At 51.5% G+C, this 14,847-nt stretch carries 13 protein-coding genes; all 13 read right to left on the bottom strand.

The window, feature by feature from the left end:
* Positions 1-29: 29 nt before the first annotated feature.
* Positions 30-1,424 carry a bifunctional threonine/serine APC transporter ThrP gene (gene thrP, locus GW591_RS22770; RefSeq protein ID WP_013577525.1) on the bottom strand — a complete coding sequence of 465 codons (1,395 nt, stop codon included), beginning with the start codon at positions 1,422-1,424 and terminating at the stop codon, positions 30-32.
* 241 nt (positions 1,425-1,665) lie between these two features.
* Complete coding sequence (wecG, locus tag GW591_RS22765) at positions 1,666-2,406, bottom strand: lipopolysaccharide N-acetylmannosaminouronosyltransferase (RefSeq protein WP_013577526.1); 741 nt, start codon at positions 2,404-2,406, stop codon at positions 1,666-1,668.
* Positions 2,390-3,769, bottom strand: coding sequence for an ECA oligosaccharide polymerase (wzyE, locus tag GW591_RS22760; protein ID WP_166861394.1), 1,380 nt, complete (start codon positions 3,767-3,769; stop codon positions 2,390-2,392). The genes wecG and wzyE overlap by 17 nt, the downstream gene beginning before the upstream one ends.
* A complete protein-coding gene (locus tag GW591_RS22755; protein ID WP_112198179.1) occupies positions 3,766-4,848 on the bottom strand; it encodes a TDP-N-acetylfucosamine:lipid II N-acetylfucosaminyltransferase in 1,083 nt (360 codons plus the stop codon). The genes wzyE and GW591_RS22755 overlap by 4 nt, the downstream gene beginning before the upstream one ends.
* A complete protein-coding gene (wzxE, locus tag GW591_RS22750; protein WP_013577529.1) occupies positions 4,845-6,095 on the bottom strand; it encodes a lipid III flippase WzxE in 1,251 nt (416 codons plus the stop codon). Before wzxE ends, GW591_RS22755 begins: the two co-directional genes overlap by 4 nt.
* 1 nt (position 6,096) lies before the next feature.
* The gene (gene rffA, locus GW591_RS22745; protein ID WP_013577530.1) at positions 6,097-7,227 is read right to left on the bottom strand and encodes a dTDP-4-amino-4,6-dideoxygalactose transaminase; all 1,131 of its coding nucleotides are present in this window, start codon (positions 7,225-7,227) and stop codon (positions 6,097-6,099) included.
* A 4-nt stretch (positions 7,228-7,231) separates the two neighbouring features.
* Positions 7,232-7,966, bottom strand: coding sequence for a dTDP-4-amino-4,6-dideoxy-D-galactose acyltransferase (gene rffC / locus GW591_RS22740; protein ID WP_153376631.1), 735 nt, complete (start codon positions 7,964-7,966; stop codon positions 7,232-7,234).
* The gene (gene wecC / locus GW591_RS22735) at positions 7,933-9,195 is read right to left on the bottom strand and encodes a UDP-N-acetyl-D-mannosamine dehydrogenase (protein WP_112152381.1); all 1,263 of its coding nucleotides are present in this window, start codon (positions 9,193-9,195) and stop codon (positions 7,933-7,935) included. Before wecC ends, rffC begins: the two co-directional genes overlap by 34 nt.
* Positions 9,192-10,322, bottom strand: a complete 1,131-nt coding sequence (gene wecB / locus GW591_RS22730) for a non-hydrolyzing UDP-N-acetylglucosamine 2-epimerase (RefSeq protein ID WP_037035449.1) — start codon at positions 10,320-10,322, stop codon at positions 9,192-9,194. Before wecB ends, wecC begins: the two co-directional genes overlap by 4 nt.
* The gene (gene wzzE / locus GW591_RS22725; protein ID WP_166861392.1) at positions 10,319-11,371 is read right to left on the bottom strand and encodes an ECA polysaccharide chain length modulation protein; all 1,053 of its coding nucleotides are present in this window, start codon (positions 11,369-11,371) and stop codon (positions 10,319-10,321) included. The genes wecB and wzzE overlap by 4 nt, the downstream gene beginning before the upstream one ends.
* A 44-nt stretch (positions 11,372-11,415) precedes the next feature.
* Positions 11,416-12,501, bottom strand: coding sequence for a UDP-N-acetylglucosamine--undecaprenyl-phosphate N-acetylglucosaminephosphotransferase (gene wecA / locus GW591_RS22720; protein WP_015690588.1), 1,086 nt, complete (start codon positions 12,499-12,501; stop codon positions 11,416-11,418).
* Positions 12,502-12,788: 287 nt separating this feature from the next.
* Positions 12,789-14,048 carry a transcription termination factor Rho gene (gene rho / locus GW591_RS22715; RefSeq protein ID WP_013577536.1) on the bottom strand — a complete coding sequence of 420 codons (1,260 nt, stop codon included), beginning with the start codon at positions 14,046-14,048 and terminating at the stop codon, positions 12,789-12,791.
* 415 nt (positions 14,049-14,463) lie between these two features.
* On the bottom strand, positions 14,464-14,790 hold the full coding sequence (trxA, locus tag GW591_RS22710; RefSeq protein WP_013577537.1) for a thioredoxin TrxA: 327 nt from the start codon (positions 14,788-14,790) through the stop codon (positions 14,464-14,466).
* Between the last annotated feature and the right edge of the window lie 57 nt (positions 14,791-14,847).

The following is a 14,847-nucleotide window of genomic DNA, read 5'->3' as shown; positions in this document are numbered from 1 at the left end:
CTTGCCTTCCCCACCCGTGACTTACGACGTTATTTTGCTTTTTCTGCCGTCAGCGCAGCGCGCTTATGCATGCCGAGACCGAAGTATATCAGCGAGACTGCCGCGATAAAAATACCGCCGACCAGTAAAGAAACCCGCGTATCCGGATTAATCGCCATACCGACCAGCACACATGCCAGGAAAATCAGCGTCAGGTAGTTGGTATAAGGGAAGAGAACCGATTTAAACGGATGGTTTTTCAGTTTCTCTTTATGTGCATCACGGAAACGTAACTGGCTGATCAGCACCACAAACCACGGCACCATGCCCGGCAGTACGCTGGCACTGTAGACATACACGAACACTTTCTCAGGATTCGGGATGATGTAGTTCAGGCACGAACCGACCAGCAGACACAAAATGGTGATGGCAATACCGTAAACCGGCACACCACTTTTCGAGACATTGCTCAGAAACGCAGGCAACTGCCGATTCTTCGACAGTGCATAAAGCATACGTCCGCAGCTGTACATACCGCTGTTACAGCCGGACAACGCCGCCGTCAGCACCACAAAGTTGATAATGCCAGCCGCCGAAGCAATGCCAATCTTCGCGAATGTCAGGACAAACGGGCTGCCGTGTGTGCCCATTTCGTTCCATGGGAAAATGGTGATGATGACGAAAATCGCACCGACGTAGAAAATCAGGATACGCCACAGGATATTGTTGATAGCGCGTTTGAGCGTAACCTGCGGATTCTTCGCTTCACCGGCGGTAATCCCCACCAGTTCCACGCCCTGATAGGACGCCACAACGATACACAGCGCAAACAGGAAACCTTTCCAGCCGCCTGCGAAGAAACCACCGTGCGCGGTCAGATTGGCAAAACCGACAGCTTCGCCGTGATTGCCAAAGCCGAAGAAGATTACCGCCAGCCCCACCACGATCATCACAATGATGGTAGTGATTTTGATCAGCGCAAACCAGAACTCCATTTCGCCATACAGTTTAACGGCGGCAAGGTTCGCGGCGGCTACAATCGCCACAGCCATCAGCGCGGGGATCCACTGTGGTAAATCCGGGAACCAGTATTGGGCGTATACTCCGATAGCGGTGATTTCAGAAATCCCCACTGCTATCCACATAAACCAGTAACTCCATGCGGTCAGGTAGCCGTAATATGGCCCAAGATATTTATGGGCGTAGACGGCGAACGAACCGGCAACGGGCTCCAGGTGCAGCATCTCGCCCATCGAGCGCATGATAAAGAAGACGAACACACCCGCCAGAATATAGGCCAGCAATACTGACGGCCCGGCCCATTTCAGGGTACTGGCCGCGCCCATAAATAATCCAACCCCGATGGTGCCGCCGAGCGCTATCAGCTCAATATGTCTCGCTTCAAGCCCCCGGTGTAGCCCACCCTTTTCCTCTTGATTCGCCATAGTTCCTCAGTTTCTCTTTAATTGTGTTTGCCTTCCGGAATGACCGAAATGTTATTTTTATTTGTGATGATGCCCATATAGGGCGGAAAAACGGCGCTATGGTTCCGCATTTCAGCATGAGTTGCAAATCACAATTGAGAAAGATCCGCACGGGTAGACATGTCAGGGTGAAAACGACAGTAAACGATGGAGTGAAATGAGAGGTAAAACGCCGCGCTGAAGATCAGCCACGGCGCAAGTATTACAGACGACCGGTGTAGTAATAACGGATAAATTTAAGCAGTTTGAGCTGACGACGTAAACGGCTCGGCTGTAAAATCAACCGGTAGAGCCATTCCAGCCCCAGATTTTGCCAGATTTTAGGCGCACGTTTAACATGTCCGGTAAAGACGTCATAGGTTCCGCCGATGCCCATATAAAGCGCATCAGGATGCACAAGGCGGCAATCGCGCATCAGGATTTCCTGTTTTGGTGAACCCATTGCCACGGTCACGATAGCCGCGCCGCTGCTTTTCACCCTTTCGAACAATGCCTCGCGCTGTTCCGGCACAAAATAACCATTCTGGCTACCGACAATATTGACGTTCCACTTGGCGCGCAGCTTTTCTTCTGTCTGCGCCAGTACTTCCGGCTTACCGCCTATCAGAAAGACCGGTGTTCCTTCACGGCCTGCTCGCTCCATCAGCCCTTCCCAGAGGTCAGCACCCGCGATACGCGAGACGTGTGACTGCGGGTATTTACGCCGTATAGCCCGCACAATGCTGATCCCGTCAGGGTACTTAAATTCCGCGTGCTCGATCAGCGTACGCATTTCAGGATTGCTTTCGACCGTCAGCACTTTCTCTGCATTTATCGCCACCAGCGAACCGTTTTTCACCTGATGACCGGCAAAAAGATAATCGAGAAAATGCGCCATATTGCGAAAGCCCCAAAGGCGGATCCCACGGATGTCGTATTGCGGGATTTTATTCTCCAAATTCATCCATCTTCCTTACTGCCAAAGGCTCCATGAGGTTTTTCCTGACCGGCATTTTGGCACGTATCAGCCCGGCAGCGTCAAACATCCAGTACAACAGTTTTGCGACAATCAGGCAGGCGCCGAATACGACACAGAAAAACACCACCCGCGAGAAAAAGGAATCCACGCCTTCGCGGGCAAGTACGATCATATTGAACACAGCACCAAAGCAAAAACTTTGCAAAATGGCGGCCTTATAAATGTTGGTGCCGGCTTTGCCTTTTTCATAAAGCCAGTCGAACCATTTAATGATCATGCCCACAGCCACTGCGCCAAGCGGGATAAACCAAACGCCGCCCATCACAACCAGTGAGCCAATTAGCGTCGGCGAAATGGCCAGACCGGAATGGTTGTCGAGCACATCCCAGGTGAAATAGTTGGCCGTGTTGAGCACTACGCCCGGACGGTCATGCCACAGCCAGCCGGGGATAAAGACGTAGAAATCACGGACAATAGGCGCCAGCCCCTGAAAACTAATTTTGTCGTAATTTTGCAGCAACAGCCCCAGATTTTCCCATGGCGAGAACGTATCACGCGTCAGATAAAGGAACGTGTAAATCGCCTCAGGGCCGCTGACATTCAATCCGTAGCGTTTAAGTGCCAGCCAGAACATACCAACGATACCCAGTACGCCTGCCGCCGCCAGCATCCACAAACTAATCCAGCCGCGTACAATGCCGATAAACAAAAACAGTGCGAACGCGATGATAATATTCGCGCGCGTCCCGCCGACGATGATGTACGTCAGCAGGCCAAATGCGACGGTACTCACCAGGAAAAACAGCCAGCGCTGCGGATTGGGTTTGAGGAAGAACACCACCAGCATCGCCGGCAGGAAGAAATAGAAGAAGCGTTTAAGCGCAACTCCGGACACATCACTGGAAAAAATCTGGCTGTACGACTTGAGCTTAAACAGCAAAAAGCCGTTATGCGCAAAGAAAATAGAAACCGTCACCACCGCAATCAGCGCCAGCAACATCCAGGTGAGATGGGTTTCGACACGGTTCATCGTAAACAGCGGGCGGGACGGGCCTTCATGTTTCGCCCTGAGCCGCGTTTTATAGCTGACATAATAAATACCGTAAAAACAGGTTGCGGCCAGCATCGCCTGTAACAGGTTTTCAACCGGTACGACGTTGACATCGAACTGGAAAACCAGCAGACAGGTCAGCGGAAAACCAAAATAAAATGTCAGCAGATACAACAGCGAAAACAGGACGTTGAAGTTAAAACGTACGCGGCGGAATTCTTTATAAGTCAGCGTCAGAATGAACAACAGCGAGAACGCATAAACGACAGACAGGCCGCCAAGCTGTGCCATTGTCATGATGTTTCTCCTGCCGCCAGCAGTAATGCCTGTTGCCAGCCCGCGATGTAATTCGGGTTGAAGAAGGCGATATTCTCCCGATCCGTGTTCAGCAACTGACGGCGCGCTTCGGCCACGGTTCTGGCATCCAGCGCATCACCATAAAACAGTACCGGCAGATTTTGCTCCGCCAAATCCTGCCAGAACGGGTTCTGACGGCTGACCACAAACGGCACGCCGAACTGAATCAGCAAACACTGCGTCCCGATACCCTGCTGGCGGTCGAAAATAAAATACCCCAGCGAGCAACGGCGCAGCACATCAAGATAATCAGCAAAAGGCATCGAGCCAGTCATCACTTCAATGTTTTCGGGCGCAAACAGTTTCAACGCTTCACTGTGCACCTGGTCGATGTACGCATGATTATTGGCCGGATACCCCATCGGGATAATCACCCGGATATCCGCACCAAACTGCTGATGCAACGAACGCAGCGCTTCAATATGTCGGTTAGTGCGGTCACCGGAATTGCCGACCAGCACCGTCATCGGCCCTGTCGGTTCAGGCTGACCGGCTGGAAGCGTCAGTGACGGATCCATGCGCGTCGGAAAATACAGTAATGAGGACGGTACACGCGGATGTCGCTGATGGAAATAAATCAGATCGCCGCGGGTAGCGAAAACATGGCCGATACGTCCCTGTGCCAGACGACGCATCAGATAGAACAGACGGAATTTCAGACCACCTGCCGATTCATAAAGATCGGCACCCCAGATGTGCCAGCTGGCCTGTTGCGACTTAATTTTGCCGGTCAGCAGCGCCAGCCAGAGCGTCGGGTTGAACTGACCATGGAAGAAGAAGTGATGTGTGCGATCCTGGGCGCGGGAAATAACCGCATCGGCCAGCGATTTTTTGTCCGGGTAAACACGAATATCCAGACGAGTGAATTCAGCAAATGCTGATGCATCCGCTGCCGCCACCATAAAATGATAAATCAGCTTTTCAGGCGCACATTCGGCCAGAACATCATTAAAAAAGCGCAGCACGGTGACATTATGGTGGGGAATGTCAGATCCCAAAACGTGAATCAGCGTTGTCATGCTCGTCTACGATAAATAACAAATACGGTACAGCACAGGGCGAAATAAACGACATACGTCGCCATATACGCTTGCGCGGCGCCAAGGGAACCCCGTATCGGGATCAACCAATGTGAAAAACCCGTCAGTAACGCAAACTGGCTGATTTCAGTCAGCACGTAAAAGCGCAGAGACGCTCTCGCAATCACCAGATAGCCAAAAACATACGAGCCGACTTTCAGTACGTCACCGACTAACTGCCAGGCAAACAAATCGCGCATTGCGATAAATTGTGTTGAAAACAGCAACCAGATGGCGAAGTCGCGCAGCAGCCAGACAGTAAAACTGACGGCCGCCACGGCGGGCAGAACAAATTTTAGCGACTTAACGATTTCACGCGAGACATCGCGTTTGTCAGTCATGCGCGATAACGTCGGCAATAAATACACGCTGAAAGAAGCGGTGATAAACTGCAAATAGGCATCAGAAATACTGCTGACGCCCTGCCAGATCCCCACATCCTTCCAGCTGTAATGCTCCGCCAGCAGATTTCGCATCATCACATACGCCACGGGCAACGTAACAGACGTGATCAGCGCCATCAGGGTAAATTTCCCCAAATGGCTGGCGATAAAGCGATCCCAGCCCGGTTTTAAGTAGGCCAGCGGAAAGGATTTTCGTCGCCACACCATGCCACCCGCAGGGAGTATTACCAGTGCAGGCACCAGCGCCAGCCCGGCCAGCGCGCCTTCATAGCCACCCAGTTTGAAACACAACAGATAGGCCAGTAAACCAATCAGACTGCCGCCAATCACGGCCAGCGCATTACCCATCGCATCACGATAACCTTTCAGGATGGCCTGAAAGTAGTTGGCGTAAGCAATGCCCATCTGGATAAAGGCCACGGCCCGGACAACGGCCTGATAGCGATCGTGCCCGAACAACCCGACACTGATGGGCCCGGCGGCCAGCAAAAAGATGGTGGCCAGCAGCGTCGAGAAACCCAAAATCAGCGAAGACGACGTGCCGAGTACGGCTTTAAGCCGCTCAGGATCCTGATGATATTCGGCAACGTATTTGGTTATACCATTGAAAATACCTGCACCGGACAGAACGCCAAGTACGGTTACGAGCTGGCGGAAATTGCCTGCCTGCCCCACGCCTTCAGGGCCGAAGGTTACGGCCAGCAATTTCACCACCAGCAACCCGGCACCAATTTTAATCAGCGTAGAACCGGCGGTCCAGACTGATGCTTTTGCCAGCGACATATCAGGCGAAATATTGCAGCATGGCCGCAATCACGACGCGCTGCGTGTCATCGGTCATGTTGTAAAACAACGGTAAACGCACCAGCCGCTCACTCTCTTTTGTCGTGAAACGATCGACACCCGCGAAACGACCAAAATTTTCGCCCGCCGGACAAGCATGCAGCGGGATGTAATGGAATACGGTGAGAATATCGGCCGCTTTCATGTGACGAATAAAGGCATCGCGGTCGTCGATATCGTTCAGGCGCACATAGAACATATGGGCGTTTTGCACACAATCTTGTGGAACCGAAGGCAACTGAATGCGGCCTGCATCGGCCAGATCCTGCAACACCTCATAATACTGATTCCAGATTGCCAGACGGCGCTGATTAATCTTTTCAGCCGCATCCAGATTTCCCCACAGATACGCAGCCTGCAAATCGGACATCAGATAGCTGGAACCAATGTCGCGCCAGGTGTATTTATCCACCTGACCGCGGAAGAACTGGCTGCGGTTGGTGCCTTTTTCACGAATGATTTCAGCACGATCAATCAGGGCCGGATCATTAATCAGCGTGGCACCGCCTTCGCCGCCCGCCGTGTAATTCTTGGTTTCATGGAAACTGAAGCAACCGATATGGCCGATCGTGCCCAGCGCTTTGCCTTTGTAGGTCGACATCACGCCCTGCGCCGCATCTTCCACCACAAACAGATGATGTTTTTCGGCGAGCGCCATAATGGTGTCCATTTCACAGGCCACGCCCGCGTAATGCACCGGGACAATCACTTTCGTTTTCTCCGTGATAGCCGCTTCAATCAGGGTTTCGTCGATATTCATGGTATCCGGGCGGACATCCACAAACACGATCTTCGCACCGCGCAAAACGAACGCATTGGCCGTCGAAACAAACGTGAAGCTCGGCATAATCACTTCGTCGCCGGGCTGAATATCCAGCAGCAACGCGGCCATTTCCAGCGAGGCCGTACAGGACGGCGTGAGCAAAACTTTCGGACAGTTGAAACGCTGTTCAAACCATTTCTGGCAGCGCAGGGTAAACCCGCCGTCACCGCACAGTTTGCCGCTGTTCATTGCCTCGCGCATGAAATCAATTTCAGTACCCGCAATCGGTGGCGCATTAAAAGGGATCATCGTTTCACCTGTACAACCAGTACGCCGTGCGGATAACTTTGCCACCGCTGGCGAGATAAAGATTTAAGGCCGCGATATTGCCGGTTTGCGTGGCCACATACATTCGCGACACGCCCTGTTCAGCACACCATTTTTTCGCAGCCGCCATTAACTTTTTGCCCGCTCCCTGCCCCTGATATTCAGGTCTGACAGCCAGCAGGCCAATTCTTGCTTCGTCTTGCGAAATACGACGCAAGGTGACAAAACCCAGCGCATTGCCCTGCTCGTCATCGGCCCAAAGACAAAGATGGTCGAACGTACCCAGCACCGCCTTTTCCGACCACATCGCATAGAAACGGGCGCTGTCATCAGGCTGATACCAGGGCGCGCGAAAACGGCTGAGATGAAAAGCCTGACGGGCAATCGCGGTCACATCCGCAATATTGTCCGGTACCGCCAGACGCCCGGCCATCAGCGCATTATCTTGCGTCGTCACCGCGACACAAATGTCCGTTTCACCTTCTGCCAGCCGGAAACCCAGCGCAGAAAGTGCGTCCAGCGTGTGCGTTTGTGACGCATCCACTTTCGACTGCACCAGCGCATATTGTTCCAGCCTCTGCGGCGTGATTTCACCGGCAGAGGCCTCTGGCGTCAGACGCGCACTGTTGAGCTGGAAGAAATCACTCTCCCATTCGAGCGGGGCGATATTGCCGTGCAAAGGCAGGTTTATCGCCATACGCCTTTGGTATCCACAATCCATGACTGCCGGACCTGATCAGCAGGGATCGCTTTGAACGGCTTGTGATCGACTAACATCACCAGCAGATCGGCTTCTTCCAGCGCGCGATCAAGGGGATGTAACGTCACTTTGTCCGCCAGAGAAGCAGGAAGCTGATGCACATTAGGCTCAACCGCCCAGGTTTCTCCGGCGTGCCAGTCGGCAATCAGGTGCGTCACTTCCACTGCCGGGCTTTCACGGAGATCGTCAATATTCGGTTTAAACGCCAGACCAAAGCAGGCGATTTTGATGTCGGCTGCACGTTTGCCCGTGGTAGTCAGGCAATCTGCCAGTGCCGCTTTCACGCGCTCCACCACCCAGTGCGGTTTGCTGTCGTTCACTTCACGCGCCGTGCGGATAATTCTTGCCAGCTCAGGGTTTTGCGCAACAATGAACCACGGATCAACCGCAATACAATGCCCGCCCACACCCGGCCCCGGCTGCAAAATATTTACCCGCGGATGGCGGTTCGCCAGGCTGATCAGTTCCCAGACGTTAATGCCCTGCGCATCGCAAATCAGCGACAATTCGTTAGCAAAGGCAATGTTTACGTCACGGAAACTGTTTTCCGTCAGCTTGCACATTTCGGCAGTGCGGGAGTGGGTAATAACACATTCGCCTTCGAGAAAAATGTTATACAAATCGCTGGCACGCCGTGAACAAACTGATGTCATGCCACCAATCACGCGGTCATTTTTAATCAGTTCAACCATCACCTGCCCTGGCAACACGCGCTCCGGGCAATAGGCAATATTGATATCGGATTGCTCACCGGCCTGCTGAGGGAAGCTCAGGTCAGGGCGGACTTCTGCCAGCCAGGCGGCCATTTGCTCTGTCGCACCCACTGGTGACGTGGACTCCAGAATGATCAGATCGCCTTTTTTCAGAACCGGCGCCAAAGAACGTGCCGCAGATTCGACGAATTTCATATCCGGTAAATGATCGCCCTTAAATGGCGTCGGGACAGCGATCAGGAAAGCATCCGCAGGTTCAGGCTGAGTCACTGCCCGCAAAAATCCCGCATCAACCGCCTGTCTGACCAGAAGGTCGAGATCGGGTTCAACAATGTGGATCGCACCGCGGTTAATCGTCTCCACGGCATGCTGATTGATATCAACACCCACCACCTTTTTCTGGCGTGAGGCAAAAGCGGCGGCGGTTGGCAGACCGATGTAGCCCAGTCCGATAACAGAGATAGTGTTAAAACTCATTGTGATACCCAATGATTTTTCAATGCGTCAAGAATGTGGCGGCAGGCATGCCCGTCGCCGTAAGGATTGTGCGCCCGGCTCATGCTGTTGTATTCGTTTTCATCGTTCAGCAGACGGTTCACTTCCTCGACTATTTTAGCGGGATTTGTACCCACCAGCCGGACTGTTCCGGCATCAACCGCTTCCGGACGTTCTGTGGTTTCACGCATCACCAGCACGGGCTTGCCCAGTGAAGGCGCTTCTTCCTGCACACCACCGGAATCGGTCAGGATCAGATAGGCTTTATCCATCAGGTAAACGAATGGCAGGTAGTCCTGAGGGTCGATCAGCACGATATTGTCGATGCTTTGCAGAATGCGGTTCACCGGCTCGCTGACATTGGGGTTGAGATGCACCGGATAAACAATTTGTACGTCAGGGTGCTTGCACGCAATTTCCGCCAGGGCAGAGCAAATCCGCTCGAAGCCTTCGCCAAAACTTTCACGGCGGTGGCCCGTCACTAAAATCAGCTTTTTGTTCACATCAAGAAATGGATAGTTATCAGCCAGTTGCTGTGCCAGCGAGGCATCGCTATTAAAGCGGTCGCGAACCCAGAGCAGTGCATCAATCACCGTATTTCCAGTGACAAAAATATTCTCTCCGGCAATATTTTCCCGCTGCAAATTGGCACTGGCATTCTCGGTGGGCGCAAAGTGCCATTTCGCCAGATGGCCTGTTAACAGGCGATTACCTTCTTCCGGCCACGGAGAAGACAGATCTCCGGTACGCAGGCCTGCTTCAACGTGCCCGACGGGGATCTGGTGATAAAACGCCGCAAGGCTGGCGGATAACGTCGTGGTGGTATCACCATGAACCAGCACAATGTCAGGCCTGAACTCATCCAGAACAGGCTTAAGCCCGGTCAGGATCCGGCTGGTAATTTCTGTCAGACCCTGCCCTGGTTTCATGATGTTGAGATCATAATCCGGAGTAATTTCAAAGAGGCGCAATACTTGATCGAGCATTTCACGGTGTTGAGCCGTCACACAAACTTTAGATTCAAAAGCCGCATCCTGCGACAAAGCAAGCACCAGCGGGGCCATTTTGATGGCCTCCGGACGAGTGCCGAAAATCGTCAACACTTTCACAATGTGTTTCTCTTATTTTTACGGCGAGTCAGGGCAACACCAGCCCCGATTAAACCACCGACAATGCCCCACATAATCATCAGTAATGCCCGGCGCGGGCTGTCACGTTTTACAGGTTCTTCAGGCGTTCTCAAATAACGATAAGTCTGGAATTTTGCCGTAAGCGTTGGCCCGACGTTGAGGGTCGACAGCATCGCACGGTTCTGATCGTAGTCCAGATCATACCCCGGACCGGATGCTTGCAGTAATTCAAGACGGGCCTTGAGCATGGGCACACCCAGCAGGAACATATCGGAATCCGGTAATTCTTCAGCGGGCGTGTCAGTCACACTTTTATGAATGTTTTGCTGCTGAGCAATCTTCAGTGCCTGCTCAGTATTATGCGTGGTGCGCTTGAAAATAGTCTGAGCAACTTCTTTCTGACGTTTGACCTGCGCTTTCATTGACTGCGTTCGTGCCGCCCACGCACCTTCCAGTTCATCATACAGATGCTGTGCAGCACGCTGGCTGGCAAAATCGACATACTGGCGCAAAAGCTTATTAGCATCAGCCGCGTTTTCCGCAGTGAGTTTCACAATATCGTTCGGCACTTTCGGTACATCACGGGCAGTAAACTGAATGTCATTGATCATTTCATCCAGCAGAACGGCATCAGCACGCGCATCATTTTCCTGACGTTGCTTGTAATAAGGGCTATGCAGCCAGAAATCCCGGCGGGTGTCATAAGCCGCGAGTTGCATGACAAACTCGTTGTAGGCTTCATCAGAAATGGGTGGCCTGCTGGCGTCTGACTGCGGCGCGTTATGCACATCCAAATTACGCAGAAACTGTGCCTGCGAGAAATAGGACGAAAGATTATTGACCGTAGGTCGATCCGTGATCGCCGTGGAACTCCACTCCTGTTTCATCAGGTAAGACGAGCCCAGGGCGATTAAGGCAAAGAGTATCGCCAGACCTGCAATCCAGAATTTTCCGTTCCATAAAGTGCAGCACAACCCACGGATATCAAGCTCGTTCTCAATGGCGTGTTCGTTCTGGTTTCTCATCATTTCTGGTTTATCCACAGCCAGTATGCCCTTGCTTAAAAGAGTGATTATTGATTAGAGGAACGGCGCAAACGTCTTTTAACCCGTTTAATAAACCGCGCCACGCGCCAGGCGTGCTTGATGCAAATGCCGTACACCAGGAAGGCAACGAAGAATAAAGCCAGCATTATCCATTCGGGAACAAAACTCAGATGTTCGCCCACCACGCCAATCCCCGCCAGAATGGCGGCAGCGACGGTAATTAAGACGAAAGCCTGGCGAGAAGTAAAACCTGCACGCATGATCAAATGATGAATGTGCTGACGATCCGCTGAGAACGGGCTCATTCCTTTGCGAAGGCGTCGGTACATGATGGCAACCATGTCCATCAGGGGAATAGCGATAAGCCAAAGTGCCGTCACCGGATTCATCGGATGAGATTCACCTTGCGTACTTTGCAGGAGGATCCAGATGACAGTAAACCCTATCAGCGTGCTGCCAGCGTCACCCATAAAGACTTTGTAACGGGGCCCTAAAACACCCAGATTGAGTAAAATATAGGGGATGATCGCGGCAATCATCGCGAAGCACCAAAACGCGAGTTCCATGTGTCCGCTGTCGTACATGATAATGCCTAACGAGCCAAAGCTGACACAAGACAAGCCACCCAGTAAGCCATCAATACCGTCGACCATGTTGAAGGCATTAATAGCAGCCCAAACGGCAAACAGGGTGACAAGATAGCCAAACGGGCCTAATACCATTTCCCAGGGACCAATCAGATGTCCGAGGCTGCGAAGGGTGAGGTTAGCAAAACTCATCATCGCAACAGCGACCACAGCCTGAACCATCGCCCGGGTTTTGACACTGATATCGAAACGGTCATCCAGACCACCGACTAATACCAGTAGTCCGGCGCAGGCAAGGTAAAGATAGCCATGGGGGATGGTATAACTGGTGATCAGAAAGGCAAAGCAAACGCCAGCAAATACAGAGATCCCACCCACCAGTGGGATCAGTCCCTGGTGACGCTTACGAAAATTTGGCTTATCAACAAGTCCGATTTTATTCGCTACCTTCCGGGCAACGAATAAAAAGAGGAATGAAAATACGAAAACAACAGCTAGCTCAGTACTCATATTGAGTAAATTCACAGTTAAGAATTCTCTTCTGCAAAAATAAGGTGTGTGGAGTCGAAAGCATCATAAACCTCACAGCCTTAAATCATATCCTATGGTGGCAGTTATGGTTTTGTCTCGGGCAAGACCTTATCTGCTGCCATTTCTTGGGCAATCAACCGACAAAGTAAAGAAAGGGCACGTGGAAAACCATCAGCTATTATCCGAATAGTCTGACAATCTTCCCAAAGTAGCATTATGGTAGCCACCAAAAGCAAAAAACGCCACGACTGTGCGTGGCGTTGATCTGACGTTACACCAAATTACGAACGTTTCATCATGTCGAAGAAGTCGTCATTTGTCTTAGTCATTGCAAGCTTGTTGATGAGGAATTCCATCGCATCAATCTCACCCATCGGATGAATGATTTTACGCAGGATCCACATTTTTTGCAGTTCTTCAGAAGTGGTCAACAGCTCTTCTTTACGGGTACCAGAGCGGTTGTAGTCGATGGCAGGGAATACACGTTTTTCAGCGATTTTACGCGCCAGATGTAATTCCATGTTACCGGTACCTTTAAATTCTTCATAGATAACTTCATCCATTTTAGAACCGGTATCGACCAGCGCAGTAGCGATGATGGTCAGGCTGCCGCCCTCTTCCACGTTACGCGCAGCACCGAAGAAACGTTTTGGACGGTGCAAGGCGTTGGCGTCCACACCACCGGTCAGTACCTTGCCTGAAGCCGGTACCACGGTATTGTAAGCACGTGCCAGGCGGGTAATGGAGTCCAGCAGAATGATCACATCTTTCTTATGCTCAACCAGACGCTTCGCCTTCTCGATCACCATTTCGGCGACCTGAACGTGTCGGGATGCCGGTTCGTCAAAGGTGGAAGCGATAACTTCGCCTTTCACCAGACGCTGCATCTCGGTCACTTCTTCCGGACGTTCGTCAATCAGCAGAACCATCAGTACGCAATCAGGGTGGTTATACGCAATGCTGGTCGCGATGTTTTGCAGCAGCATGGTTTTACCGGCTTTCGGCGGCGCAACAATCAGACCACGTTGGCCACGGCCAATTGGAGACGCTAAGTCCAGTACGCGAGCGGTCAAATCTTCTGTTGAACCGTTACCCCGTTCCATACGCAGACGTGAATTTGCATGCAGAGGGGTTAAGTTTTCAAACAGGATTTTGCTGCGGGCGTTTTCTGGTTTGTCGTAGTTAACTTCGTTAACTTTCAACAGGGCAAAATAACGTTCACCTTCTTTAGGTGGGCGGATTTTACCGGAAATGGTGTCGCCAGTACGAAGGTTGAAGCGGCGGATTTGGCTTGGAGATACGTAGATGTCGTCGGGGCCTGCGAGGTAGGAACTGTCTCCGGAGCGGAGGAAACCAAATCCATCCTGCAATATCTCCAGTACGCCATCACCGAAGATGTCTTCTCCGCTTTTCGCATGCTGCTTCAATATTGAAAAGATAATGTCTTGCTTGCGCATGCGGGCCTGGTTTTCCAGTCCCATATTTTCGCCGAGTGCAATCAGGTCAGAGACCGGCGTATTCTTTAATTCGGTAAGATTCATAATGGTGGGTTCTTAAACTCGGGGTATGTCTCGAACATCTGTCGTGAATGGGTATGGCAGGGTCATCCATGCCTGTTTATTGTATGACACTTAAATAACAGCCCGGAAATCCAGCCGCAGGTAGTCGCTCGCGGGCGATTCTTGAGGGATAGTGCTGATATTGAAGGTGTCTTAAAGCCGATTTTGTCAAAACCGTTAGATGGTCAAGCACAGTGCCAGTTCAATTTAATTATTATTCAAAGAAACTTTATAGGCAGATGTTTTTGACACAACAGAGTAAAACGTAAGAATCAAACTACAGGTAAGCTCTATTTGCAGTAAGCGTAAACTTAGCACGCTTCTTGACAGGCGTCTAGCGGACAATGTGAAAAACACGACAGCCCGCTAAACACCTGGCTTGGGTCATCCCGACCGATTACAGATTAGCTGTTAAGAACTCTTTCAGCTGACCTTTCGACAGTGCGCCAACTTTAGTTGCTGCGACTTCGCCGCCTTTAAATAACAGCAGGGTAGGAATACCACGGATGCCGTATTTAGGTGCAGTACCTGGGTTTTCGTCGATATTCAGTTTCGCGATGGTCAGCTTGCCTTCGAACTCAGTGGCAATTTCATCCAGAATTGGAGCGATCATCTTACATGGTCCGCACCACTCTGCCCAAAAATCGACCAGCACCAGCCCTTCGGCTTTCAATACGTCGTTGTCGAAACTGTCATCGGTCAGGTGAATAATTTTATCGCTCATGTTTACTCCAAAGGATTATCTTTACCTTGTTGATGTAGCATTAACCAACATCAGGTT

Source organism: Rahnella aceris, from assembly GCF_011684115.1.
Classification (GTDB): Bacteria; Pseudomonadota; Gammaproteobacteria; order Enterobacterales; family Enterobacteriaceae; genus Rahnella; species Rahnella aceris.
This window is presented reverse-complemented; position numbering and strand designations above follow the sequence as displayed.